28 protein-coding genes and 1 pseudogene are annotated in these 23040 nt (G+C 41.8%); 28 read left to right on the forward strand and 1 reads right to left on the reverse strand.

The genetic code is table 11. The features are described 5' to 3' along the window. The first annotated feature begins 79 nt into the window (after positions 1 to 79). From CCC17_RS14330 to CCC17_RS14425, 20 genes and pseudogenes are all read left to right on the forward strand, one after another. Positions 80 to 1873 (forward strand): DUF4209 domain-containing protein, encoded by a 1794-nt coding sequence (locus CCC17_RS14330; protein ID WP_059085801.1) that lies wholly within the window; start codon positions 80 to 82, stop codon positions 1871 to 1873. A 312-nt stretch (positions 1874 to 2185) separates the two neighbouring features. After that, positions 2186 to 2869: a hypothetical protein gene (locus CCC17_RS14335; RefSeq protein ID WP_110103125.1), complete on the forward strand. Its 684-nt coding sequence runs from the start codon at positions 2186 to 2188 to the stop codon at positions 2867 to 2869. Positions 2870 to 2926: 57 nt separating this feature from the next. Beyond that, on the forward strand, positions 2927 to 3325 hold the full coding sequence (locus CCC17_RS14340) for a hypothetical protein (RefSeq protein WP_287083290.1): 399 nt from the start codon (positions 2927 to 2929) through the stop codon (positions 3323 to 3325). A 248-nt stretch (positions 3326 to 3573) separates the two neighbouring features. Then, entirely contained in the window at positions 3574 to 3990 is a 417-nt protein-coding gene (locus tag CCC17_RS14345) for a YjdF family protein (protein WP_015525019.1), read from the forward strand. A 124-nt stretch (positions 3991 to 4114) separates the two neighbouring features. Beyond that, on the forward strand, positions 4115 to 4447 hold the full coding sequence (locus CCC17_RS14350; RefSeq protein ID WP_059085803.1) for a DUF3784 domain-containing protein: 333 nt from the start codon (positions 4115 to 4117) through the stop codon (positions 4445 to 4447). 53 nt (positions 4448 to 4500) lie between these two features. Continuing rightward, positions 4501 to 4881, forward strand: coding sequence for a hypothetical protein (locus CCC17_RS14355; RefSeq protein WP_059085804.1), 381 nt, complete (start codon positions 4501 to 4503; stop codon positions 4879 to 4881). Positions 4882 to 5130: 249 nt separating this feature from the next. After that, the gene (locus tag CCC17_RS14360; protein WP_243002453.1) at positions 5131 to 5268 is read left to right on the forward strand and encodes a helix-turn-helix domain-containing protein; all 138 of its coding nucleotides are present in this window, start codon (positions 5131 to 5133) and stop codon (positions 5266 to 5268) included. Between the two features lie 211 nt (positions 5269 to 5479). Beyond that, positions 5480 to 6172 (forward strand): response regulator transcription factor, encoded by a 693-nt coding sequence (locus CCC17_RS14365; protein WP_035394423.1) that lies wholly within the window; start codon positions 5480 to 5482, stop codon positions 6170 to 6172. Then, positions 6169 to 7200, forward strand: a complete 1032-nt coding sequence (locus CCC17_RS14370; protein ID WP_287083291.1) for a sensor histidine kinase — start codon at positions 6169 to 6171, stop codon at positions 7198 to 7200. The genes CCC17_RS14365 and CCC17_RS14370 overlap by 4 nt, the downstream gene beginning before the upstream one ends. Positions 7201 to 7227: 27 nt before the next feature. Next, positions 7228 to 7362, forward strand: a complete 135-nt coding sequence (locus tag CCC17_RS14375; RefSeq protein WP_287083292.1) for a hypothetical protein — start codon at positions 7228 to 7230, stop codon at positions 7360 to 7362. A 463-nt stretch (positions 7363 to 7825) separates the two neighbouring features. Then, the gene (locus tag CCC17_RS14380) at positions 7826 to 8086 is read left to right on the forward strand and encodes a hypothetical protein (protein WP_004611617.1); all 261 of its coding nucleotides are present in this window, start codon (positions 7826 to 7828) and stop codon (positions 8084 to 8086) included. Between the two features lie 5 nt (positions 8087 to 8091). Continuing rightward, positions 8092 to 8757, forward strand: coding sequence for an ABC transporter ATP-binding protein (locus CCC17_RS14385; RefSeq protein WP_287083293.1), 666 nt, complete (start codon positions 8092 to 8094; stop codon positions 8755 to 8757). A 14-nt stretch (positions 8758 to 8771) separates the two neighbouring features. Beyond that, positions 8772 to 11150, forward strand: coding sequence for an ABC transporter permease (locus tag CCC17_RS14390; protein WP_117738862.1), 2379 nt, complete (start codon positions 8772 to 8774; stop codon positions 11148 to 11150). Between the two features lie 197 nt (positions 11151 to 11347). Next, a pseudogene (locus CCC17_RS14395) lies at positions 11348 to 11845 on the forward strand (ABC transporter ATP-binding protein); the annotation flags it as partial. 813 nt (positions 11846 to 12658) lie between these two features. Beyond that, positions 12659 to 13678, forward strand: a complete 1020-nt coding sequence (locus CCC17_RS14400; RefSeq protein WP_287083294.1) for a hypothetical protein — start codon at positions 12659 to 12661, stop codon at positions 13676 to 13678. 85 nt (positions 13679 to 13763) lie between these two features. Beyond that, a complete protein-coding gene (locus tag CCC17_RS14405) occupies positions 13764 to 14111 on the forward strand; it encodes a transposase (protein ID WP_287083295.1) in 348 nt (115 codons plus the stop codon). Continuing rightward, complete coding sequence (locus tag CCC17_RS14410; protein WP_287083296.1) at positions 14101 to 14922, forward strand: IS3 family transposase; 822 nt, start codon at positions 14101 to 14103, stop codon at positions 14920 to 14922. Before CCC17_RS14405 ends, CCC17_RS14410 begins: the two co-directional genes overlap by 11 nt. Positions 14923 to 15040: 118 nt before the next feature. Then, positions 15041 to 15307, forward strand: a complete 267-nt coding sequence (locus CCC17_RS14415) for a hypothetical protein (protein ID WP_287083297.1) — start codon at positions 15041 to 15043, stop codon at positions 15305 to 15307. Positions 15308 to 15359: 52 nt separating this feature from the next. Then, complete coding sequence (locus CCC17_RS14420; RefSeq protein ID WP_243008125.1) at positions 15360 to 15986, forward strand: hypothetical protein; 627 nt, start codon at positions 15360 to 15362, stop codon at positions 15984 to 15986. 450 nt (positions 15987 to 16436) lie between these two features. Beyond that, positions 16437 to 16973, forward strand: coding sequence for a hypothetical protein (locus tag CCC17_RS14425; RefSeq protein WP_118049211.1), 537 nt, complete (start codon positions 16437 to 16439; stop codon positions 16971 to 16973). 75 nt (positions 16974 to 17048) lie between these two features. Here the strand turns inward: CCC17_RS14425 and CCC17_RS14430 are convergent, their stop codons facing one another. After that, positions 17049 to 17285, reverse strand: a complete 237-nt coding sequence (locus CCC17_RS14430) for a helix-turn-helix domain-containing protein (RefSeq protein WP_044961784.1) — start codon at positions 17283 to 17285, stop codon at positions 17049 to 17051. A 118-nt stretch (positions 17286 to 17403) separates the two neighbouring features. Between CCC17_RS14430 and CCC17_RS14435 the strand changes: the two genes are divergently transcribed. From CCC17_RS14435 to CCC17_RS14470, 8 genes are all read left to right on the forward strand, one after another. After that, entirely contained in the window at positions 17404 to 17805 is a 402-nt protein-coding gene (locus CCC17_RS14435) for a hypothetical protein (protein ID WP_287083298.1), read from the forward strand. Between the two features lie 60 nt (positions 17806 to 17865). Then, complete coding sequence (locus CCC17_RS14440; protein ID WP_287083299.1) at positions 17866 to 18183, forward strand: DUF5720 family protein; 318 nt, start codon at positions 17866 to 17868, stop codon at positions 18181 to 18183. Between the two features lie 110 nt (positions 18184 to 18293). Next, positions 18294 to 19202 carry a ParM/StbA family protein gene (locus CCC17_RS14445; protein WP_195981019.1) on the forward strand — a complete coding sequence of 303 codons (909 nt, stop codon included), beginning with the start codon at positions 18294 to 18296 and terminating at the stop codon, positions 19200 to 19202. After that, a complete protein-coding gene (locus CCC17_RS14450; RefSeq protein ID WP_173863617.1) occupies positions 19199 to 19474 on the forward strand; it encodes a hypothetical protein in 276 nt (91 codons plus the stop codon). The genes CCC17_RS14445 and CCC17_RS14450 overlap by 4 nt, the downstream gene beginning before the upstream one ends. 155 nt (positions 19475 to 19629) lie before the next feature. Continuing rightward, complete coding sequence (locus CCC17_RS14455; RefSeq protein ID WP_173863616.1) at positions 19630 to 20181, forward strand: hypothetical protein; 552 nt, start codon at positions 19630 to 19632, stop codon at positions 20179 to 20181. Positions 20182 to 20261: 80 nt separating this feature from the next. Beyond that, positions 20262 to 21551 carry a DNA (cytosine-5-)-methyltransferase gene (dcm, locus tag CCC17_RS14460; RefSeq protein ID WP_330577350.1) on the forward strand — a complete coding sequence of 430 codons (1290 nt, stop codon included), beginning with the start codon at positions 20262 to 20264 and terminating at the stop codon, positions 21549 to 21551. A gap of 6 nt (positions 21552 to 21557) precedes the next feature. After that, positions 21558 to 22517, forward strand: coding sequence for an amidoligase family protein (locus CCC17_RS14465; protein WP_114002307.1), 960 nt, complete (start codon positions 21558 to 21560; stop codon positions 22515 to 22517). 10 nt (positions 22518 to 22527) lie between these two features. Beyond that, complete coding sequence (locus CCC17_RS14470) at positions 22528 to 23025, forward strand: gamma-glutamylcyclotransferase family protein (RefSeq protein WP_120092982.1); 498 nt, start codon at positions 22528 to 22530, stop codon at positions 23023 to 23025. Positions 23026 to 23040: the final 15 nt, after the last annotated feature.

Below are 23040 nucleotides of genomic sequence, written 5' to 3' on the forward strand. Positions count from 1 at the left end.
AATTTCAGGTCTTTCTGCTTTACAGGAAAAAGAAAAATACGTTATACTTTTCCTATAGAAAAAGGTTGGAGGAATATGTATGGCAGAAAAAATGGCAGAGCGGATCGCAGAGATTTTAAAAGGACCTAATTTTCAAACGGCAGAGAAAGCACTGACAGATTTCTGCGGAACGATGGATGGGGAATTCAGGAATCTTCTGGTGGATATTATTGTGGAACGATGGATTGATACGCCTAAAGACGTACCGTTTTCCTATGCCCGCAGCATTTGGAATCGGAAAGATATAAATAGAGAAGAGTATCAGGCATTGCTGGAGGAAATCCGAAGCTATCCCATCGCACCGATCAACAAGGCAAAGATATCGGATTTTTTATGGGTTGTGGAAAATGATTTTTCAAATGCTAAAATAGCAGAAACGGCTTATTGCGAACACTTGAAGAACACCGGTGCATTTGCAGATCATATCATGGCTATAAACCGGATCTTGTTTATCTCTAAAAAAATCCGAAGCAAGGAAATCAATGAAGAGGTGCGAAAGAATCTGCTGATAAAAGTATTAGAAGAGTATGATAACAGCAGCCACGCAAAAATTGGATATTTGATAAAAACTGCCATGGAGGAAAAAGTGGATACAGGATATCTGATCCCTTATGTGGAAAATATCTTGAAAACTTACGATGATAATAGCTGCGATGCACTGCTCATTGGTAAGTTTTGTGATCTGTTGGAAGAACTCTATTGCAGAAAAAATAACTGGCTGAAGAAAAAGTGTATTACTGAACCTAAACTGATTGCGATACGAAGACGTAAGATTCAGGCTGTCCGGATGGAGGCTGAATATGCCGGGGCCTCTTCCAAAGGAAATTTAATGAGAAAGATTCACAATTTGAAAGAGGTTATTCAGTTGTTAAAGACCATACAAGGTACGGAAGAAGAAAGAAAGGCACTGTTGCAGGAAATAGCACAGATAGAAGAAGCTTCCCTTTCGGAGATGATGGTATGGAGTGATAAACAGGATGCCAGCGGCATTGTAAAAGAACTGTTCCGCCAACTGGAAGATCTTGATAAAGAAGAGGCATTATGTTATTTTGCTTCATTTATTCCGATTCCGGAAAGAGAAAGGGTAAAGAATCAGGTATTAAATAGGACTGGGATCCTGCACACGATATTTCCAGCGGCAATCCTTGGAAAAGGAGGAAAATTAATTGCTAAAAGCGGGCCTGTGAAAAAGCCCGATGGAACAATCGATGAAGGTGCGCTTAAGGATAATATGGAGCGGACAGCAACCATGGAGATGGATTATTTTGCACAGATCCTGGTGAGCAATACGTTTGAATATATTCGTTCCAAATTTTTGATCGAAGAGAGTGATATAAAAAAGATTGTAGATGTAAGTTGTGCGATTCCGGAGGGGAGAAAAGAATCGTATACCAAGGGTCTCATGTTTGGCTTTTCTGGAGATTTCTTGACGGCGCTCAGTATCCTGATTCCACAGATAGAAAATGCAGTAAGATATCTGGCAGTGGAATGTGGAGAACCTGTTTATAACATGAATGAAGAAGGGATTGAAGAAATAAAATCAATGCACGCTGTCTTAGAATTGGAAGGAGTAAAAGAAAGTCTGGATGAAGACCTTATATTTGCTTTAAATACGATTTTTTGTTCAAAATTTGGATTTAACATGCGCAACAATGTGGCACATGGAATGCTGGATGATCAGGCATTCCAGAGCTTTAAGGCTTTGTATATCTGGTGGTTTGCACTGAAATTTTGCTATCTATTCTGCGGAAAATTACAGGAAGAGAATAGAAGTAAAATAAATAAAAAGCTGAAACAGCTGATGGAGAAGAAAGATAATATGGATGAGAATTAATATAAAATGGTTGGACGGATGGTATGGTTTCCTTAAAAAGTGTTCGGAAGTACCTGGCAAACATAGCGTTTGGATATCAAAACGCACTTTGGGGACGGCCTCAACCCCCGGAATGTGTAGCACTGAGAGTAAATCTATAAATATAATATGAATTATAAAAACACTCCAACTTATTAGTAGTCAGAGTGTTTTTCAGTTCAAATATCCTTGCAGATAACAATATCATCAGAAAAAGTGTATAATTACAAGGAAAGAATTGATGAAAAAATTTATCTATGCAGAAAAATGTTGATGGATTGAGAGGTGATAAGTGTGAGAATTGATAAGATTTGTAAAACGTGTGGATTTGACTCCAATGGTGTGTGTGGCATGTATACCACATGCAAGGAAGGCGAAGAGTGCGATGACTGGGAAGCTTCTTTGGAGTATTATACCGAGATTACGAAAAAAGCACCTTGGTATATTAAGAAACCTTATGATCAATGTAAAATAAGTTATGAAAAATTTCTGGATCTTTTACAACAGGATGAACAGGGAGTCGGTGTAGAAATAAATATTTATGATGCGATTGAAAAAGTATATGAATTAAATTCGGTAGAACTAGCAGGGGTGTTAGATGTGTCTATGGGAGTGTTGGGATATGCCAGCACTCAAAGAACGATACCAAAGAGAAAAAGACAATTTTCAAGCAGGCTACATATTCCGGAAAGCTTCTTTGATGAGTTTTTATCTACACAGCTGGATGCATTAAAGAAATGTAGAGAAGAATTTCGTGATTGTTATGGGGACGAGCTGATAGAAAAATTTAAGCAAAATGGTTATGCTGCAATGGAAGCAAAGATAGAAAAACAAAATGCAGTCGATAAAATAAAAAATGAAAAGTATAGGGAAGAAAACCAGAACAGATATCAGTATAAGGAGAAGACAAAAATGTACCATGATCTATCTGATGATTACAAATCCAGGGACTATGTGATTGCGATAACCTTAAAATAAGGCGATTATTATGGAAATATATTCTATGAATACAGCTCTGGAGGATATGGCTTGTCTGTGGACATAATGGAAGATATTTTGCAATTTATTGAAAATCTGGATTGTGAAGAAATCAATGAGTTAAACGAGGAAGGTCTCTTAAATAATAATATAGCCTTGCAAGCAGACATAAATGGCAAGGATATTCATTTTGAACTGAGAAATGATGCAGGGGAAAAGCTCGAAAAGACAATCCCGGAAGATGAATTGCAAAAATACATTGTTGGTTATGAAATGATCCGGTGCGATGGACGTGGAATGAAAAAGGAACGCAGAAAATGTGGTTCCTGCGAAAATTTTACACCGATAGAAGACTGTGCAAAAGGAAACTGTTCTGTTAGAGGTGATATCATTCAGAGAAGCAGAATTATATGTTCCCATGATTATGTGTTGAAAGCAGATAAAGTATTATGTTAAAATCGTCTCGTACTATCAATGGAAAAGATGATTGTATAGATTTACTATAGAAATTAGAATATATAAATTGTAAGGATATATTGTGTGATATTGCACTTTATATGATAAAAACAAGATAAAAACGCAATGCATATTTTTAAGATATGCTAGAGCTGGTAGGTAGCCCAGCCGTCCTATGTAAATAGGGTAAGTAACCTGCCCCTCCGGGTTGTCCATTCTTTGTTCAATTCATTTTAGGAGGGATTTTTATGGACAAAACAAATGGAAAACTGACGGTATATTTTGAAGAACCATTTTGGGTAGGCGTATTCGAGCGTATTGAGGATGGTAAATTATCTGTAGCGAAGGTAATATTTGGTGCAGAACCAAAAGATTACGAAGTGCAGGAATATATTCAACAATACTATTTCAGTTTGAAATTCAGTCCGGCTGTTGAAACTGTTGTAAAGGATATAAAAAGAAATCCGAAACGGATGCATCGAGAAGTAAAAAAGCAGACAATAGGGACAGGTATTGGCACAAAATCGCAGCAAGCATTGAAGTTACAGCAGGAACATAACAAACAGGAGCGTAAAGAGAGAAATCGCAAGAAAAAAGAGGCGAAAGAACAGCGAATGTTTGAATTGAAACAGCAAAAGAAAAGAGAAAAGCATAAGGGGCATTAAAAGCCTCTTGGGCTTTAACTCAAATCGGGATTGACCGAGCGCATTGGGCGAGAGATACTTCTTGTTTGAATGGCAAGAAGATGGAATTGAGAGTTTAGAAAATTGGAATTCAAGGAGCATATAGATGAAATTAGCAGATTTAGCAACAGGTTCTGATTGGATAGTGTGGATTGTCTTTGTAATATTTGCTGCACTTTCTATAACTTTACTTTCTGGACACGGAAGCTGGTTTATTTCTGGATATAATACAGCTACAAAAGAAGAAAAGGAAAAATATGATGAAAAGAAGTTATGCAGAACAATGGGAATTGGAATGTCTATTATAGCAATTCTTGCATTAATTATGGGCGTGCTTGAAAATATTTTGCCTGCATTTTTTGTATATATTGCATTGGGAATTATTTTGATTGATGTCGCGGTAATTATCATTTTGGGAAACACGCTATGCAGAAAGTAATAACTTCCAGTTAGTTGAGATGTTGCAAAATTTGGAATCAGGAGAGAATAAGAATGATTAACAATTTGATGTATATTGAATTAAAAACGGGATATTCTGATGATGGTCCGGCATGGATTGGATATGTCAAAACTTCAAAAAGTAAGAAAACAATCTATTTTAATGACCATGCCTTTCAGAAAAATATCGGTAACTATGCAAATTATATAGATATTGAGAATGGTGATAAATATTGGATTTCCGGACTGAAAAAGGAAGAGAGCAATCGTCATTGGGCAGGACATGGAAAGATTATGGTTGATCGTAGAGCTGTTAATGAATACCTTTCCCTGATTGGTGAAAAGGAATTGCCATTAAATCTGTTTGAAGTAGTTGATATTGAAGATAGATTTCCGGTTAAAAGAGTAAAAGAATTATTGAATGAGAAGAAATAACAATGCCAGCAGTCTTGCAATATTGAGTTTAAAAAAATTGTGACATTCTCACATATGACCGAGCGCATTGGGCGAGAGATACTTCTTGTTTGAATGTTGGAATGATTATAGGTATTTGTTTTCGGTATGAAAATACCGTTTATTTATTCCAGACATAAGATGTCCGGTTGAAAATTAACGGATTCTCGTTTTATGTCGTGGTAATTTTGGTGCATATTGGTAAGCTGTAAGTGGAAGAGAGGTAGAGATATGGATACAAAAAAGATTGGAGCTTTTTTAAAGCAATGTCGTAAAGAAAAGAATCTTACGCAAGAACAGCTTGCCGAGAAGTTTGGGGTATCTGCAAGAACAGTTTCCAGATGGGAAACAGGAGTTTCCCATAGTTAAAGATACCACACCAAATATGATGAACCCACGCTTATACACTACCAGCTATAATAAACCGCAAGGACAGCAATTTGATGATACTGCTGTCCTTTCTTTTATAAAATTGCAGTACACATAAAAAAGCTGTAAAATGATAAATATATTTGTCCTTGTAACAATTCTCGGACATTTGCCTGTTATACTATCTGCAAAAAGCAAAGGAAGTGAGAATATGGAGCAGATTTTAATTGTCGAGGACGACAGTTTTTTGAATAAGATGTTAGACTATAACCTGACCGCAGACGGCTACGGCGTGACTTCTGCCCTAAATGCCAGAACCGCAGCCGAAGCCATCCGCCAGCGGGAATTTGATTTAGTGCTGCTGGACATCAACCTGCCGGACGGGAACGGTTTTGAACTGTGCAAGCTGATAAAGCCCCAGCACCCGGACACCATCGTAATATTCCTGACCGCCAACGATCAGGAGAGCGACCAGATACGGGGCTATGAGGTGGGCGCGGTGGACTACATCACAAAGCCCTTTGTAATCGGGGCCTTGCAGCGGAAGATCAAAGCCATGTTCGCCATGCTGGAACACCACAAACCGGCTAAGGACATTTACGATGACGGACGGCTGTTTCTGGACTTCTCGGAGCAGACGGCTTCCCTAAACGGCAAGCCCCTGACCCTATCCCCGATGGAGTACAAAATGCTGAACCTGTTTCGTAAAAATCCCCGGCAAGTGCTGACCCGTGGGCAGCTTTTGGAAAAGCTGTGGGATATAGACGAGAGGTTTGTAGACGAACACACCCTGACAACCTCCATCAGCCGGATTCGCAGCAAGATCGAATCCGACGGCGGCGCACCCTACATCAAGACTGTTTACGGCATGGGCTATCAATGGACGGGAGGCGAGGCAAAATGAAGGTTCAAAACCTCTCGGTAAAGCGGCTGTTTGGCCGGGTGGCAATAGGGCTTGTCCTCTCCATGTCCGGGATCACCATAGTCCTGTTTTTTGTGACAAAACAGACGGCGGTGCTGCTGACAGGCGGGGCGCTGCTGCTGTGTGCCCTTGTGGGGATTTTCGTACTGACGCAGGCGTTTGGAAAGCGGCTGTCGCAGTTTACCGCTGACCTGTGCCAGACCTTAGACCACATGATCGCCGGGAATGAAGCGCCCCAGCGCCCAGAGGACAGCGAAACCCAGCTTGCCAGAATTGGGCACCGTCTGGCAAGGCTCTACCAGATCATGCAGGAGAACCGCCGCCGGGTGGACGAGGAACGGCAGGAGTTACAGACCCTTGTATCGGATATTTCCCATCAGGTGAAAACGCCGGTAAGCAATCTGAAAATGGCGACGGACACCCTGCTGGAAAAGCCTATGGCCGAGGCAGAGCGCACCGACTTTATCCGGGGAATCCGCAGCCAGACGGATAAGCTGGACTTTCTCTTTCAGGCCCTTGTGAAAACCTCCCGTCTGGAAACAGGCGTGATCCAGTTGGACAAGAAACCGGGCCGCCTCTTTGATACCGTGGCACAGGCCATGAGTGGGATCGTGTATGCAGCGGAGAAAAAGGAAATCGCCGTGTCCGTGGACTGCCCGGAGGATTTGACCGTTTCCCATGACAGCAAGTGGACATCGGAAGCCCTCTTTAACCTGCTGGACAATGCGGTGAAGTATACTCCGGCAGGTGGAAAAATTACGGTGTCGGTGATACCGTGGGAAATGTATGTGGAGATCAAAGTAGCCGATACCGGCAAGGGCATTTCCGAAAGTAATCAGGCTGCCATCTTCCGGCGCTTCTATCGTGAGGAAGAAGTACACGAACAGCAGGGCGTGGGCATTGGCCTGTATCTGGCCCGCGAGATCGTAACACGGCAGGGCGGCTATATCAAAGTGGTTTCGGAGCCGGGCAAGGGTTCGGAATTTTCCATTATGTTGCCGACTAAATAAAGCACACTTATAACAGGAGAAAACACCATGAAAAAAATCAATTTTTGCAAAGCAACAACAATCATCTTAATAATCAATGTTATTTTATCTATTGTTTTATTTTTCGTTGTTCCTGATAAAATAGCAATTCAATGGGTAGGTACATCCCCAGCAATGCAGTAGATTCTTACTATGTATTTTTGGTGCCGGTATTGTCAGTGCTTTTTGCTTTTACGGGAAAACCTATTTTTACAATGTTCCTGTTTAGATTGTGGAATAGAACTAACGAGCATTTAGTGACATACTTAAATTTGTGTCTGCAAGTTGTATTTCTTACTTGTGAAATCTATATCGGATTATATAACCTATGTAATTTTAATGTTGCCATTAGTATAATTCTCATTGTGGAACTTATGATAGATGTGGTGATTGGATTGAAATTATTTCACAATCAATCTATCTAAAAGATTGTGTAGTATGATTCGGCGGACGACCATTTCCGGCTGTCCGCCGTGAATTTTTTTGAAATGTCCGAGCGTTGTAACATTTCACCCCGATTTTCAATGAAATTTTTTGGCCGCTGTAACATTTCGCGGACATTTGGGTTTTACAATACCCTTATCAACAAAAGTGAGGAGGCGACGCAATGGAACTGACCCCGACATTGATTTTGAATCTGGCGCTGCTGATCGTCCCGCCCGTTGCCCTTGTGCTGGTGTTCCGGCAATGGCTGGCCCGGCACATCCGCTGGACGGTTGCCTTGACTGCTCTCTGTGATGTTCTCCTATTTTGGGATGAACTGTTCTACTATGAGAGCTTCGGCCTGTTCGCTGTGCTGATTCTGGTGCAGTTGGCTGCCACCGGCGCAGCAGCGTTCCGCATTTACAACAAACAAAAAAAGGATTGAATTTTATGAGCATTTTACAGACTATCGACCTGAAAAAGTATTACGGCACAGAGCCGAACATCACCCGCGCCCTTGACGGTGTGAACTTCTCCGTGGAGGACGGCGAATTTGTGGCCGTTGTGGGAACCTCCGGCAGCGGCAAGTCTACCCTGCTTCACATGATGGGCGGGCTGGACACCCCTACTTCTGGCAATGTGATTGTCCGGGACAAAGAACTGTCAAAAATGAACGATGAACAGCTTACCATCTTCCGCCGCCGTAACATCGGCTTTATCTTCCAGAACTATAACCTTGTTCCGATCCTGAATGTGTATGAGAACATCGTCCTGCCGGTGGAACTGGACGGGGACACGGTAGATAAAAAGTTTTTGAATGAGATTGTTCATCTGCTGGGGCTGGAAGATAAACTGAAAAATATGCCAAATAATCTATCCGGCGGTCAGCAACAGCGAGTAGCGATTGCTCGTGCCTTGATTACCAAACCGGCTATTGTGCTGGCCGACGAACCGACCGGCAACCTTGACAGCAAGACCAGTGCAGAGGTGCTGGGGCTAATCAAGCGCACCAGTGCAGAGTTCCGACAAACCGTAGTGATGATTACACACAACAACGACATTGCCCGCCTTGCAGATCGGATTATCCGCATTGAGGACGGCAAGATTGTGGAGTAAGGAGGTGGCAGGCTATGACATGGCCTTTTGAGAATGATACCAGCGCCATTACAAAGAAGCTGGCAAAGAAAAGTTTGCAAAGCGAGAAGCGCCGGAATCTGATGGTGGTGATTGCCGTTGCGCTGGCGGCATTTCTGATCTGCTTTACGGGAATTGTGTCTACCTCCCTGACACAAATGCAGCGCAATCAGGTTGTCGATACTTATGAGGCGGTCTGGCTGGGCGTAGAGGAAAACGACATTGAAACCCTGAAAGGACTGCCGGAGTTTGAGCGCGTAGGCGGCTACTATATGCTGGGTGAGGAGCTTTCAGAACAGGGCTATCATGCGTCCTATGTGTATTGCGACGCGCAAATGATGGAGATTGCCAAGGCGCAGATGGAGTTGTTAGAGGGCCGGGTTCCTGAAAAAGCAAATGAAGTTGTTGTAAGCGAATACTTTCTTTCCACCTATGGAAACAATGCCAAGATCGGGGACACTGTGACCTTAGATACAGAGAGTTTTCATGGTGATTATGTCGTTACCGGCATTACGGACAGCGTAAATGAAAAAGAAGCGAATACCTGCGCTATCATTCTTTCCAACGCTGCCCTGACAGAATGGAACGGGTTTGACCCGGCTGGCTATCGCGCCTATGTCCATTTCAAAAACAGCGACCAGTTGGGCGAAGAACTGATGACCTCTTATTGCAGGGAGATTGCGGAGGAATATCAGCTTCCTATGCCCAAAATGAACAGTAAGTATTTTGCCTATGCTTCTAAATCCTTTGATTTTGCACTGATGGCAGGTGTGATTGCCCTTGTTCTGATTGGCGGCTATATTGTGATCCAGAGTATCTTCCGTATCTCCATCAATGACAAAATCCAGAGCTACGGGCAGCTTCGGACGATTGGTGCAACGCCAAAGCAAATCAAGCGGATTGTAAAGCGGGAGGGACGCAAACTCGGCAGTATCGGGATTGTGATTGGTACAGTGTTGGGCATATGTGGCGGTTTTCTCCTGTTTTCTAAGGGTTTTAACGCTGTTTCCTATGTGGCAACGGTTATTTTGACACTCATAAGCAGTTGGATCATGGTATCTGTTTCCATCCGTAAGCCGGTAAAAATTGCGGCAGGGATTTCCCCGATTGAAGCCGTCCGTTTTACCCCAGCGCAAAAGGACATCCGCAGCCGGAAAAAGAATATCAAGCTCAATCCTGTTTCAATTGGAATTGCAAATTTTAGGCGTGACCGAAAAAAGACCGTTGCTATTGTAGCCTCATTGAGTTTGGGCGGAATTATCCTGCTTGTGGTATCCTCCATTGTTTTGCTGCGCTCACCAGAGGCGCTTGCAAGACAGTTTTTCCCAGACGGCGACTATAAAATTTATTTGGATTCTGAAATGACAGAAGAAAAGGTTATGGCAGCGGGAAATCCATTGAATGAGGAATTAAAGCAGGAAATCTTATCTATTGATGGCGTTACAGATATAATTCCAAGCAGACAATCTCTCCATGCAACTTATAAAACAGAGATTCATCAAGCTGGTGGTATGTGCGATATGCTGACCGACCAGAATTATGCGGCAGTTGAAGCGGCTCTGACAGAGGGAACCATGCCAACAGATTCCCGTAGTATTGTAATTGACTATAATGTGCTAAAGCAGAATGAGGATATGGGTGTTGGTTCAACGGTTGAGATTTCTTTGGGAGAAGAACAGCCATCCGTTTCTGTTACCATATCGGGGTTATACGCTCCTGCAAAGGTATATTCAGGACATGGCAGGATGCCCTTAGATGGGGCAACTCTTTTTGCACCAGAAGCGTTGTTCCACGAACTGCACCCGGAAATCACCTCTTTTGACTATTCATGGAGCATTGTAAATGACGCTAAAAAAACGGACTATGTGGGAGCTGAATTGAAAAATATTGTTGCCAGCCATAGTAATATTGCCTTAGATGAAATCAATACAGTGATTGAATATGAAGAAATGACAAATTCTTTTGCGTTTGGCAGTATGGAGATACTTTCATGGTTGGTATTTCTCTTTGGCGTTATCAACCTTATCAATACGACACTCTCTAACCAGATAGCCCGAAAGCAGGAAAACAGTATTCTGCGTTCTATCGGCCTAACACAAAAACAGCTATGTAAAATGAACATCTGTGAGGGGCTGTGCTATGCGCTCTTTGCAACATTGGCAACGCTGATCGTTGGGCTTCCGGCTTCCATCTTTGCTTGCAGAAAAATGAGTGTAGGTGCTTTTGCCGGAAATGTAGTGCCTTATCAATTCCCGGTTTTGGAAATGGGGCTGTTCATTCTGGTATTGTTCGGAATGGAGCTGATCTTGTCTGTATGGACAATCCACAGACAGAAAAAACAATCCCTGATCGAACAAATGCGGGCGATGGAATAATCGTATGGGATCGGCGGGGCGGCGTGTGCTGCCCCGCTTTTTTCGCCATTTCTCAAAAAATTTTTGAAATGTCCGAGCGTTGTAACATTTCACCCCGATTTTCAATGAAATTTTTTGGTCGCTGTAACATTTCGCGGACATTTGGGTTTTATAATACCTTTATCAACAGGCAAGAAGCCTTGAAAGGAGTTTTGAATATGAGCGTTTTACAGACTATTGACCTGAAAAAGTATTATGGCACAAAGCCGAACATTACCCGTGCCCTTGACGGTGTGAACTTCTCCGTGGAGGACGGCGAGTTTGTGGCTGTTGTGGGAACATCTGGCAGCGGCAAATCCACCTTACTTCACATGATGGGAGGGCTGGACACACCTACTTCCGGCAATGTGATTGTCCGGGACAAAGAACTGTCAAAAATGAACGATGAACAGCTTACCATCTTCCGCCGCCGTAACATCGGCTTTATCTTCCAGAACTATAACCTTGTTCCGATCCTGAATGTGTATGAGAACATCGTCCTGCCGGTGGAACTGGACGGGGACACGGTAGATAAAAAGTTTTTGAATGAGATTGTTCATCTGCTGGGGCTGGAAGATAAACTGAAAAATATGCCAAATAATCTATCCGGCGGTCAGCAACAGCGAGTAGCGATTGCTCGTGCCTTGATTACCAAACCGGCTATTGTGCTGGCCGACGTAAACTGAACCCCATGTGCTTACTGTACATAGAGTGTACACAGTAGGATTATATGACAATATAGGTACATGATACACAAGTAATGAGAAAAAATGTGTATGGAGTAGGAAGAAAGTATTAATATCTGGTATGAGGAAAGACATCCTTGTAGCAGGTTTTTTATTGTCAATAATAGATAGATTTATAAGAGATATTTTGTTGGTATGTGTGAATAGCTTTTATAGATGGGAAAGGTATACTGATGTGGGAGGTAATTGGATGACGTATCACTATAATGGAAAAGCCTATGAAACGATAAAAGAATTGGCGGAGGAATACGGGGTGGATCGTCAGAAAAATTATTCTTTTCGATGCCGAGCTAGTTGTTAGAAAATGCAATGCACATAAGTCTGAGAAGGCTTGTTATTAGTTTTACAATCAGATTGCTTGGTGTATAATTGTAATTAATGAGATTGAATCTGAGGAGAAAATATAATGAAAATTAATTTGCCATAAAATTCCCATTTAAGACCAAATTTATTTATAGAAAAGATTTTTCGTTTAAAGCTAATTTGTGGAACTTATATTCGTATGGAAGATTTAAGATTAATTCAATAGTAAGATAAAATGCCCTGCAAATATGATATACTTTATGTAATAGTTGTATTGCACATATATTAATAGTGCAGACAAACGTAATTTTTTGTGATGAGAGTGGTGTTTGATTTTATCAGAATAGTAAAATTATTAGTCAAGATGTGGGTGTTGTAAAGGTATATATAATAGAAAAGATATGATATTTGAAAGCGTATGTGAAGAATGGAGCGGAAATAATGGAGGGAAATTTTAGACTTTTATCTGACAAAGAATTGAAAAAACGCAGAGAAGATAATGAATTTCAACTAAAAAAAGTTTTGTATGAGGAATATGAAAATTTTAAGAGGTATGTTGGTGTTCAAGGATTACCAGAAATAAAAGAAATTCAGATATTATATATGAAAGGTATTGATGCTTGTGTAAAGACGGATTTAAGTAATATACAAATAAAGATTAATCAGAAGTTTTTAGGGAAAAAACTGCCAGATTATTTGAAAGTAATCCTGTTTCATGAGTTTACTCATATTTGGGATACTACAGTAAATTATGGCTTGGGGGCAAAGTGTCTAACTGAATATCATGCTATTCAGATTGCATTCGCTAAAAACATTGGACAGATTGATGGGCTAAAGTGGAATGATTTTTCTGAGAAAAAATCACTTTGGCATTACGATAAATATATTACTGTAAAAGAGTATATTAAGAAATTGTTTGAAAATTATTCTTATATGATGGAATACAATTATTATAATGAATCAGAAGAACGAACTTATAGATTTATGTATGATTTGTGTCAGTGGATTGGTTATAGTGTTATTATGGAAAAATATTGCTTGGAATGGAATGGAATACGTAAGGAAGAGGTTTTTATACCTGATGAGATTTCAGATGAGATAGAACAATTGTATGTGAGTTTGAGAGATAAACGTGATATGAAAGAAATAGTAAAGCTTTATCTTGAAATTTCCGTGAAGTTTTCTCTATTAAATAAAGTACAAATAGGGAGAAAAGAAAACTTTTTTCTTAGTTCAGGAGAAAATGGAAATGATTTGTCACATGATTTGAAAGAAAGATGTGTTGCTATAGAAGAAATATATATCAAAATGAAAAGGAAACATACGGATCAATATAAATTTACAAGGCCTTATTTGAATAGAAGCTTTGTATTTAAATATTTTGAACAAATATATTTTGATATGATGAAGCAAAAGGAGTTATCAAATATTTTTAAGATATACATGGAACATTATGTATAATGGTATCATAATTTAAGACACTTCAAGAGACATTTCTTAATGAATCTGATATACTGTAAACACTACAGAAAGAAGGATCATTATTATGTCTCGAACAAGAAGAAATTTCTCCGCCAAATTCAAATCAGAATTAGTGATTGAACTGCTCAAAGGAGAAAAAGACTTAAATACAATTGCAAGCGAAAACAATATTCAGCCAAATCTTCTCCGCTACTGGAAGAAGGAATTTCTCGATAAAGCATCCGTGGTTTTTGATGACACACGAGAGGATAATCTGAAAGAAAAACTCGCTTTAGAGCGCAAGGAAAAAGCTGAATATGCGAAAAAAGTTGGCCAGCTCACCATGCAGGTGGATTGGTTGAAAAAAAAATCTGAAGAAACACTTGGACCTGACTACGAGAGTAAATTTAGTCCAAAACCTTTTGAAGACTAAAGAACTTCCAGTTAAAACAGGAGCTGCGCTTCTTGATATCAATCGTACCAGTGTTTATTACAAGGGCACGCCCATATCTCAGGAGGAGTTAGATTGCAAATCGATCATAGATCGATTACACACGGATAACCCGGCCTGGGGAGCACGACAACTGTCTGCTCAACTGAAGAAACGAGGGCATCAGGTTGGCCGCCGGAAAACGCGCCGTTATATGAATGAAATGGGGATTGATCCAATCTATCCAAAAATGAACCTTTCTAAACGTATGCAACAGGCTAAAGTCTGCCCGTATCTGCTGCGTAACGCCGTTATCGACCGTCCTAATCAGGCATGGTCAATCGACATCACATATATCGCCATTAAACATGGATTTTTATATTTAACAGCTGTGATTGACTGGTACAGCCGCTGTATCGTTGGATGGGAAGTCGATGATACTCTGGATACCAGAATGGTCATAACTGCGCTAAAGAAGGCGTTTATGGTAGCAAAACCTGTTATCCTGAATTCGGATCAGGGCTGTCAGTTTACAAGCAATGAGTATATGAATTTTCTCAAAGAGAACCAGATCTGTCAAAGCATGGATGGTAAAAGCCGCTGGGCTGACAATATCATGATTGAACGATGGTTCCGGAGTTTCAAGTACGAGGAAGCATATCTGACCCAATATAACAATATCAGAGAAGCACGGAAGGCAATCGGTAAATATGTGCACACTTACAACTTTGAACGTTGTCATTCTGCACTCAATAATCAGACACCGGCATCCTGCTATTATCCGATCCTGTTACTGGATGATCATGCAGCCTAAGGGGAATTTTCTCCCCCCTACCCAGTTACATATATCAGTTCATTATAGAAAGCTTAGATTTTTGTCTTGACAACTGAACCACTATAATGTTTTGCAATATCCAAACAACGAAAAAGAGTTGTTAAATACTATAGAAAGAATAAAAACTATATTTGAAACTGTACGGTATTTTGAAGTAGTAATAAATAGGTTTAAAAGTTTAGATACAGTAGAAATATGTAGAGATATAAATGGCAAAGAATATTATTTGGTTAATAATGTAGAAATGTTTATTAAAGAACTAGGCTATACAACAGCATTTCTTTCTGCAATATTAAAGGGAATTGCTGATGCAGGGTATACTGTTGAATTTATAGATGACACAATGATAATTAAAATGGGGTAACAAATTAGAAAAATCTTAACATAGAATTTATGTTAATAGGAGCGAGCAAACTATGAAGAATGAAGAATATATGAAGGAATTGGAAAAGAGATTGACAGATTTTCGCAGTGCCAGACAAAATATGAAAGAATTGGCAGTAGCAATTATTGGAGATGTTTTGTACAAAGAAGATTTATTTTTTACGTCAGCGATTGATCGAAGTATGGGATTATTGGATGGAATGATAGAAATGCTGAAACAGAGAAATTTGACTTGTGCAGGAATTTTAGTCCGAACACAAGTAGATAATTGTATGAGAGTTTTTGCTGCATTTATTGCGGAGGATCGCACTGAATTCATAGATGCATTTTTGAAAGGAGAAAAGATAAGAAATATTAAGGATAACCAAGGGAGAAAGATGAAGGATGTGGTATTGAAAGAAAGATTGGCAGAATACGATAAGTATCTAAAAAATGTATATGATAATTCTTCGGGATACATTCATTTGTCCAGTAAAGCTTTTCATGCTAGTGCTACAGCATCTGAAGCTGATAATTATCATGTTGAATTTACAATAGGACTTCCGTTGAATGAAAAAGCAAATGTAATTTTATTAGAAGCAGCGGATGCATTTCTTCATTATCTGCAGCTTCAAAATAGTCTTTTAATAAAAGTTGCTGACTCTAAACGTGCTACTTAAAATAAGGAAATTTGATATGCGCCCCATTTATTGTATATCTGGTAAAGGAGCACATATCAGAATACAGGCTTTTCTAAAGTATTTTTATGCTGATGTTGAAGAGAGGGTATATTGAATATTCCGGATGGTTTTACATCAGCTGTCCGGTGATATGGAAATCACTTTTTAGATCCGTTTTTGTGCATACCGAATCATAATTTCTGTTGAGACATTGGTAAAGACTGCTACGCACCGCAGATGCGGCAAGGTCTTGACCAATATCCAAACAGAAATGGATAAGTCATCAAGCACAAAATAGGCGATTTCCGAGTACCGGAACTCTGATTTCCAAATTTCCAGAAGTGTGATTTCATCGCACAAGAATATTCATATATTTAGGTGAAGCGTTTTGTAAACAAGGTATTTGTTGTAATCTTTAGTAAATAATTATAGAAATGGAGATGAAACAAAATGATATTATATCATGGAACAACATTAGAACATGCAGAGAAGATTTTTCAAGAAGGGAAAATAAAGTGCCGAATTGAAAGAAATTATAAGGGCTATGGAGATGTTATCGACGGAACAACAGATGGTTTTGTCTATCTGACACGAAATTTACATACTGCATATTTTTATGGGAATATTGCACTCTCAGATGTAGCGGATAAGAAATCATATGTTTATATATTCAAAATAGATTTACCAGATGAAGGCGGATTTGAACCCGATTATGATGAATTAAAAGTGTGGGGAATAAGAGATACTGAAAATATTACTGCAGAAGAATCTTTAGAACGGTGTGGTGCTGTAAGAATAAGTAAAGATATTAATATTGCAGGAATGGAATATACTAAATTGCCAGGAACATTCAATTTTATTGAAGATAGAGATGCTGTGAATCTTTGCCGTGATTTGTCTGCAATACAAGTTAATAAAGGGAACGGCGATAGAGCGTTGGAAGAAGAAATAGAAAATCGTTGGAAATGGAAAAAGATTGATAAATAAAGTAAATTTATAAGTATGAAAAATCCATTAGTAGATAAAATTGGTAGAAAATAGGGTCAATTTATCCTTTCCATTTTAGAGAAGCCCGGAAAAGAATGCATTGATATCGGTGTGGAAGATTTTAGCAAGGGCAACAAGTTCCGATATCTTGATATTCATGCGGTTGGTTTCCAGTTTGGCATAGGTGCTTTTGGACATAGAAATTCCCATCAAGTTCAATTTTGCAATGACCTGATCCTGAGTGAGTTTATTCGCATAACGGATGGATTGTATATTTTTACCGATATCCATATCTGGTCTGATTTTCTGCATGATAAAGTCCTTTCATTTCTTGAATGTTTCGTAATAAAGAAACTTTATATTGATTTTACTGGTTTCACTTTTTATAATGTTTCGTAATAAGGAATTATTTACAAGAAGGGTGATGGGTATGCACCAAAAGGATATGGAGCAGTTTGCTTTCCTGTTTTTATGCGGAAAGCGTGACAGGGAAATCTTATTGGGAAAAGAAAAGATGACATTTTCAGACTTGGACAGGCTGACGTATGTGACAGATTTTTTAGGGCTAAACTTGTATAACCTGGAAATCTGGAATGAATATGCAGGGCAGTTTGGTGAACAGTTTCAACAGTTGGAATTGCTATATGATGAAACTTGCAGCATCGTGTCCTGGGAGCCTACAGAAGCAGATGAGCATTTGCATGAGCAATGGCTCCAGGAATTTTGCACCCAGGTATCGGATAAGGAAGTTCGGAAACAGCTGGAACAAATTATAAAACAACAGTATCAGGAACAAGGGATGGCAGATCCCACGGAGACAGACATCGTGTAGGTGCCTGTCTTTTTTTCGCAGAAAATTTGAAAAAGACTTCGAAGGGAGGTGATAGAAAACGTGAGTATCAGTATTTATGAATTACTGGCAGTCGCCAGGGAATCGGAAGGTGTGAAGGCAGTGAAGGGAGATGACATCCTGTGTGAGAAACGCTTTGCACCGGATACCCGATATATGGTGGAGTTTTTGGTGTTAGAGCAAAAGGAAGGGTTCGGGGAAAAGGGAGAGTATCATCGCTATTTTTTGACCAAGGAAGCGTATCGTGAATTGATCGATCTGCAGAATCAGGGAGTCCTGCGCTTTCAAAAGCAGGCGCTCGTTTTAGAGGGGACGCTGCATTATCTTCCAGCCCAGGCATTTGTCCGGGACCGGGAGTAGGAAGCTTAAAAGGCTGGAAAAGAAAAAGTCTTTGCAGGAGCATGGCTCCGAGTCCGGGAGCTCTTTCACCGGAAATTTTTATAGAACGAGAAAGAAGGGAGTGGTAAGCGATGATCATTGGAATCGACCATGGGTATTATGCCATGAAAACAAAACAGGTGTGTTTCCCGACAGGACTGATGCGGTACACCTATGAACCTTATACCATGCAGAATGTTCTTCAATATGGAGGCGCTTATTATGTGTGTGGGACGGGGCGGCAGACTTTAGTAAAGGATAAGACCGCCAATGACAATTATTATCTTTTAACGCTGGCTGCACTGGCACAGGAGATCCGAAAACGAAAAGGAGAGAGAACAGCCAAGGTTGTTCTTGCAGCCGGGCTTCCCCTTGCTGGGTTTGGAAGGGAAAAACAGAAATTTAAGGAATATCTGTTTCGGAAGGAACAGCCTGTCCGCTTTTTCTACGAAGGGGAACGCTATGAAATCCAGATTGAGGATGTGAAACTGTTCCCCCAGGGATACTCGGCTCTGGCTCTTTACCCGGAATACTTAAAAGATGAACCCTCTGTTCTTCTTGTGGATATCGGGGGATGGACGGTGGACTTGATGCGCCTTGATAACGCTGTTCCCAATGCAGCTACCTGCAGGAGTCTGGAACTGGGTGTCATTCGCTGTATGGATGAGATTCTGGAACAGGTGCGCAGAAACACCGGGCTGTCCATAACAGAGACACAGGTTGAGCGCATCTTACAGGGGAAGTCCTGCAGCATGCCTGCGGAAGTGGTGTCTTTGATCGAGAAACAGGGCAGGCTTTACATTGAAAAGATATTGTCTGCGATCACCGAGGCAGGCTTTGATCTGCGGGCAGTTCCTTCCATTTTCATGGGAGGCGGGGCTGCTATTTTTCAGCACCGTGTAAGTACCCAGGACCGCCTGTGCCGCCCGATTTACCTCACAGACATCCATGCAAACGCAGCCGGATATGAACGGATTGTGGGGCAGATGAGGGCGCTGTGAGCCGCCCGGTCTTTTCCTTTCGCCCAAACCTTAAGAACCCAGAGCATGAAAAAGCGTGGCGGCTTTTGATGGAAGTTCCGGCAGGACAGAGGAATCAGTATCTGGTAGATGTGATTTTAGAAAAAGACGAACGGGAAACCTTACGGAAATTGATTCAGGAGACTGTTCGAGAAGAACTGAAAAGTGGCGGTATGGAACGAATGCCAGCATGTGAAAAGGAAGAAATTCCCAATCAGATGCTGGATTTTTTATTTCAGATGGAGCAGGAGTAAAGGGGGTGAGGCCTATGGACAAAGAAAATATGGCATTGTTGGATCTGCTTGGGTTTTGCATACATTTGACATGGATTCTTTAGTGGGTATTGTGAATAGCTTTCTTTCAAACTTTGGAGTATGTTGTGTATAACAAAACGAAAGGAGAAACGCAGATGACAGAGATGAAGAACATATGCGGAAAGATTCCGGTGGAATTACATGAGAAGGTAAGAGCCGAGATCGAAGAGAAAGAAACGAGTACACAGATATTCATCCGGCAGGTGATTGAAGAACACTTTAACAGACTGGAAGGCAAAGGAGAAGAGAGCATGGAAAAAAGAACATTAGCAGTACAGGTTACAGAGGAATTATTCCAGAGAGTCAAATGGGTAGTCGCGAAGGAAGGCATCAAACAGAAAGATTTTATCATCCGCATCATCGAGAAAGCGGTGGAAGAGGTAGAAGCCAAATGGCAGGAGCTAGAGCAGCCGGAAGAAACCCCAGAAGCAAACAGAATGGAGGAGTCTACAGAAGAGACTGCTGAGGAAGAGATTACCGAAGAGGGAATCGAAGAGAGGGAAATTGCGGAGGAAGAACCTGACGATGAGAGCTTAGAAGCATCCACAGGACCGGACGAGGAAGAAACAGATCAAGAACTTCCCGAAGATACAGATGAGGAAGAGGAACTGCCAGAATCCGAGGAAGAAACCGAAGAGATTGCATAATGCCAAAGAAATAGAACCATAAAACTTGCAGGCGGTGTGGAAAAGAAACCATGCCGCCTGCTTTTTCTCAGCAAAGGAGGTTGATAGCCGCAACCATTCGATTTTTTGATTTATTCAGCGGGATCGGGGGATTCCGGGAAGGGTTAAGACGTGCAGGCGGTTTTACCTGTGTGGGACACTGCGAGGTGGATGCTTATGCGGATAAGAACTACCGATTGCTGTTCGACACAGAAGGGGAGTGGTTTTGTAATGACGCAAGAACAATCGAAACAGACCGAATGCCAGACTTTGATCTTTTGTGTGCAGGATTTCCTTGCCAGGCATTCTCTATCGCCGGAAAGCGGGGAGGATTTGCAGATGCCAGAGGAACTTTGTTCTTCGAGATTGCCAGACTGGTTGCAGACAAGCGACCTGCGTATTTCATCCTTGAAAATGTTCCCGGACTGCTTTCGCATGACAAAGGCAGGACGTTTCACACCATCCTCAGTACATTATCTGAGTTGGGGTACGGTGTGGAATGGAAAGTGCTTAACAGCAAGGATTTTGGAGTCCCCCAATCCAGAAAACGGGTGTATCTTGTCGGATATCTTGATCGAAGATGTGCCGGAAAAATATTACCTTTCCCAGCAGCAAATGGAACGTCTCTTGTTCAAGTCCAGACGGGCAGACAGGGGGAACGGATCTACAAAGCCGAAGGATTAAGTTGTACCCTGACTTCCGGAGCGGGAGGCGTTGGTGGAAAAACCGGATTATATGAGGTTGGTGTGCCTATCAAAGAGAATACCAAGCAGGGTTATAAGATGGCATATACGGGAGACAGCATTGACCTGGGATATGCAGGCATGAATACCAGAAGAGGGCGTGTGGGGCATCAGATTGCCCATACCCTGACCACCGGAATCCAGCAGGGGACACTGCATTTTGTGGATCTGTCTCCTCCGCCTCTTGTCACAGAACATTGCAGGTGTCTGAATACCAGACAATCGGGCATCCATAATCACAAAGGGGAATGTTCCGGTGTCTTAAAAGAGGAAGGTGCCAGGGCAGTGCTGAATCCGGGAAGAGAAGAAACCCGGCAGAATGGCCGGAGGATGAAGGAGCCGGAAGAGCCGATGTTCACCATTACTGCCACAGACCGGCATGGAGTTGCCTATCGGGGCAGAATCCGGAGGCTGGTGCCAAGGGAGTGTCTGCGGCTGCAGGGCTTTTATGACTGGCAGATTGACCGCATAGAACAGGAGACTTCGGACAGCCAGCTTTATAAACAGGCTGGAAATGGAGTGACCGTCAACGTGATCGAAGCCATCGGAACGCTTCTTCGGCAGGCAGATACAGAGATCCGGGCAGAGGATGAAAAGACAAAGAGGTAAGGCAGTATGGCAATTGGAATTCAGGATCAATATTTCGGTACAGAGATTGAGATGACAGGGATCACCAGGCAGAGGGCTGCGGAGAAAGTAGCAGAGCTGTTTGGGACAAGGGCAGTTTGCGACGGTGGATATTATGGGGTCTGGTCTGTGACAGATCAGGAAGGAAAGAAATGGAAGTTCATGTATGATGGGAGCATCTATACGGAACGCAGGGAGCGTGGACGCATGGTTCCTGCCGGAAGAGAATACAGCACCGAGATGGTCAGTCCGAAACTTTCCTATGGAGAAATGGGAAAACTGCAGGAAGTGGTGCGGTGTCTCAGGCATCATGGGGCGAAGGTAAATGCATCCTGCGGGCAGCATGTGCATGTGGATGCTTCCAATCACACCCCAAGAAGCCTTAAAAATGCCATGACCATTATGTATTCCAAAGAGGACATCCTGTTTAAGGCATTGAAGGTGCAGACATCAAGGGAACAGGAGTATTGCCAGAAGGTACGCCCCATTGTGCTGGAGAAGATCCGCCGGATGCCAAACAGCACCATTTCCATGGAAAAGTTGAAACGGGTATGGTATGGGGGCAGGGATGGAAGCCATGATCATTATGACGATACCCGGTACTATGCGTTGAACCTTCATGCAGTGTTTTCCAAAGGAACTTTGGAGTGGAGATGTTTTGAGAGTACCCTCCATGCAGGAAAAGTGCGGGCAAATATCACGCTGGCTCTTGCCATCTCTGCCCAGGCCATCAATCAGAAATGCACCCAGATGCGGAAAACGGAGATCACAGAGAATCCGGCATTTACCTTCCGTACCTTTTTATTGCGGCTGGGGCTCATTGGACCGGAATATAAGAATGTCCGGGAACATCTGCTTGCCAATCTGGAGGGTGACAGGGCATGGAGATATGACCGCAGTACCTATGAATGTTTGAATCGAAATCATCGGGCGGAGGATGCCCGTTAGGAGGTAAGAGATGAAAGAATCCTATTATTTTGCCTATGGCAGCAACATGAACTTAGACCAGATGGCGTACCGCTGTCCGGCAGCTTCCGTAGTGGAGAATGTCCGGCTGGATGGATACCGCCTGACCTTTTGTGGCAGGGGGAAAGGAAGCGGTGTTGCCACTATTTTGCCGGAAGAGGGCAGCCAGGTGGAAGGGGTGCTTTGGAAGATCACACCGGAGTGTGAAAAAAGCCTGGACTTTTATGAAGGGTATCCCCACCTGTATGGGAAGGAGCCTGTTTTTGTTCAGGGAAAGGATGGTGTGAAACGGGAAGTCATGGCATATACCATGAATGCACCCTATAAGGATCAGCCTGCCATCCCATCGGATCTTTATTTTATGGGAATCGTGGAAGGCTGCCATCAGAATGGGATTTCCAGCCGATCTGTGACCGATGCGCTAAAGCGTACAAGACAGGAAGTGGGAAAGCAAAAAGCCAGTCATAAGAAAACAGAAGTCAGCAGATAACAAAGCCGCAGGGGA

The sequence above is a fragment of the Blautia sp. LMAG:36 genome (assembly GCF_008680535.1).
Lineage (GTDB): Bacteria > Bacillota > Clostridia > Lachnospirales > Lachnospiraceae > Blautia_A > Blautia_A fusiformis.

Excerpts from the sequence above, each read along its gene's own strand:
- CCC17_RS14330 (WP_059085801.1), top strand. The coding sequence starts at position 80 with ATGGCAGAAAAAATGGCAGAGCGGATCGCAGAGATTTTAAAAGGACCT.
- CCC17_RS14365 (WP_035394423.1), top strand. The coding sequence starts at position 5,480 with ATGGAGCAGATTTTAATTGTCGAGGACGACAGTTTTTTGAATAAGATG.
- CCC17_RS14345 (WP_015525019.1), top strand. The coding sequence starts at position 3,574 with ATGGACAAAACAAATGGAAAACTGACGGTATATTTTGAAGAACCATTT.
- CCC17_RS14380 (WP_004611617.1), top strand. The coding sequence starts at position 7,826 with ATGGAACTGACCCCGACATTGATTTTGAATCTGGCGCTGCTGATCGTC.
- CCC17_RS14400 (WP_287083294.1), top strand. The coding sequence starts at position 12,659 with ATGGAGGGAAATTTTAGACTTTTATCTGACAAAGAATTGAAAAAACGC.
- CCC17_RS14360 (WP_243002453.1), top strand. The coding sequence starts at position 5,131 with ATGGATACAAAAAAGATTGGAGCTTTTTTAAAGCAATGTCGTAAAGAA.
- CCC17_RS14445 (WP_195981019.1), top strand. The coding sequence starts at position 18,294 with ATGATCATTGGAATCGACCATGGGTATTATGCCATGAAAACAAAACAG.
- CCC17_RS14370 (WP_287083291.1), top strand. The coding sequence starts at position 6,169 with ATGAAGGTTCAAAACCTCTCGGTAAAGCGGCTGTTTGGCCGGGTGGCA.
- CCC17_RS14385 (WP_287083293.1), top strand. The coding sequence starts at position 8,092 with ATGAGCATTTTACAGACTATCGACCTGAAAAAGTATTACGGCACAGAG.
- CCC17_RS14435 (WP_287083298.1), top strand. The coding sequence starts at position 17,404 with ATGCACCAAAAGGATATGGAGCAGTTTGCTTTCCTGTTTTTATGCGGA.
- CCC17_RS14375 (WP_287083292.1), top strand. The coding sequence starts at position 7,228 with ATGAAAAAAATCAATTTTTGCAAAGCAACAACAATCATCTTAATAATC.
- CCC17_RS14430 (WP_044961784.1), bottom strand. The coding sequence starts at position 17,285 with ATGCAGAAAATCAGACCAGATATGGATATCGGTAAAAATATACAATCC.
- CCC17_RS14420 (WP_243008125.1), top strand. The coding sequence starts at position 15,360 with ATGAAGAATGAAGAATATATGAAGGAATTGGAAAAGAGATTGACAGAT.
- CCC17_RS14455 (WP_173863616.1), top strand. The coding sequence starts at position 19,630 with ATGACAGAGATGAAGAACATATGCGGAAAGATTCCGGTGGAATTACAT.
- CCC17_RS14355 (WP_059085804.1), top strand. The coding sequence starts at position 4,501 with ATGATTAACAATTTGATGTATATTGAATTAAAAACGGGATATTCTGAT.
- CCC17_RS14405 (WP_287083295.1), top strand. The coding sequence starts at position 13,764 with ATGTCTCGAACAAGAAGAAATTTCTCCGCCAAATTCAAATCAGAATTA.
- CCC17_RS14390 (WP_117738862.1), top strand. The coding sequence starts at position 8,772 with ATGACATGGCCTTTTGAGAATGATACCAGCGCCATTACAAAGAAGCTG.
- CCC17_RS14350 (WP_059085803.1), top strand. The coding sequence starts at position 4,115 with ATGAAATTAGCAGATTTAGCAACAGGTTCTGATTGGATAGTGTGGATT.
- CCC17_RS14465 (WP_114002307.1), top strand. The coding sequence starts at position 21,558 with ATGGCAATTGGAATTCAGGATCAATATTTCGGTACAGAGATTGAGATG.
- CCC17_RS14470 (WP_120092982.1), top strand. The coding sequence starts at position 22,528 with ATGAAAGAATCCTATTATTTTGCCTATGGCAGCAACATGAACTTAGAC.
- CCC17_RS14425 (WP_118049211.1), top strand. The coding sequence starts at position 16,437 with ATGATATTATATCATGGAACAACATTAGAACATGCAGAGAAGATTTTT.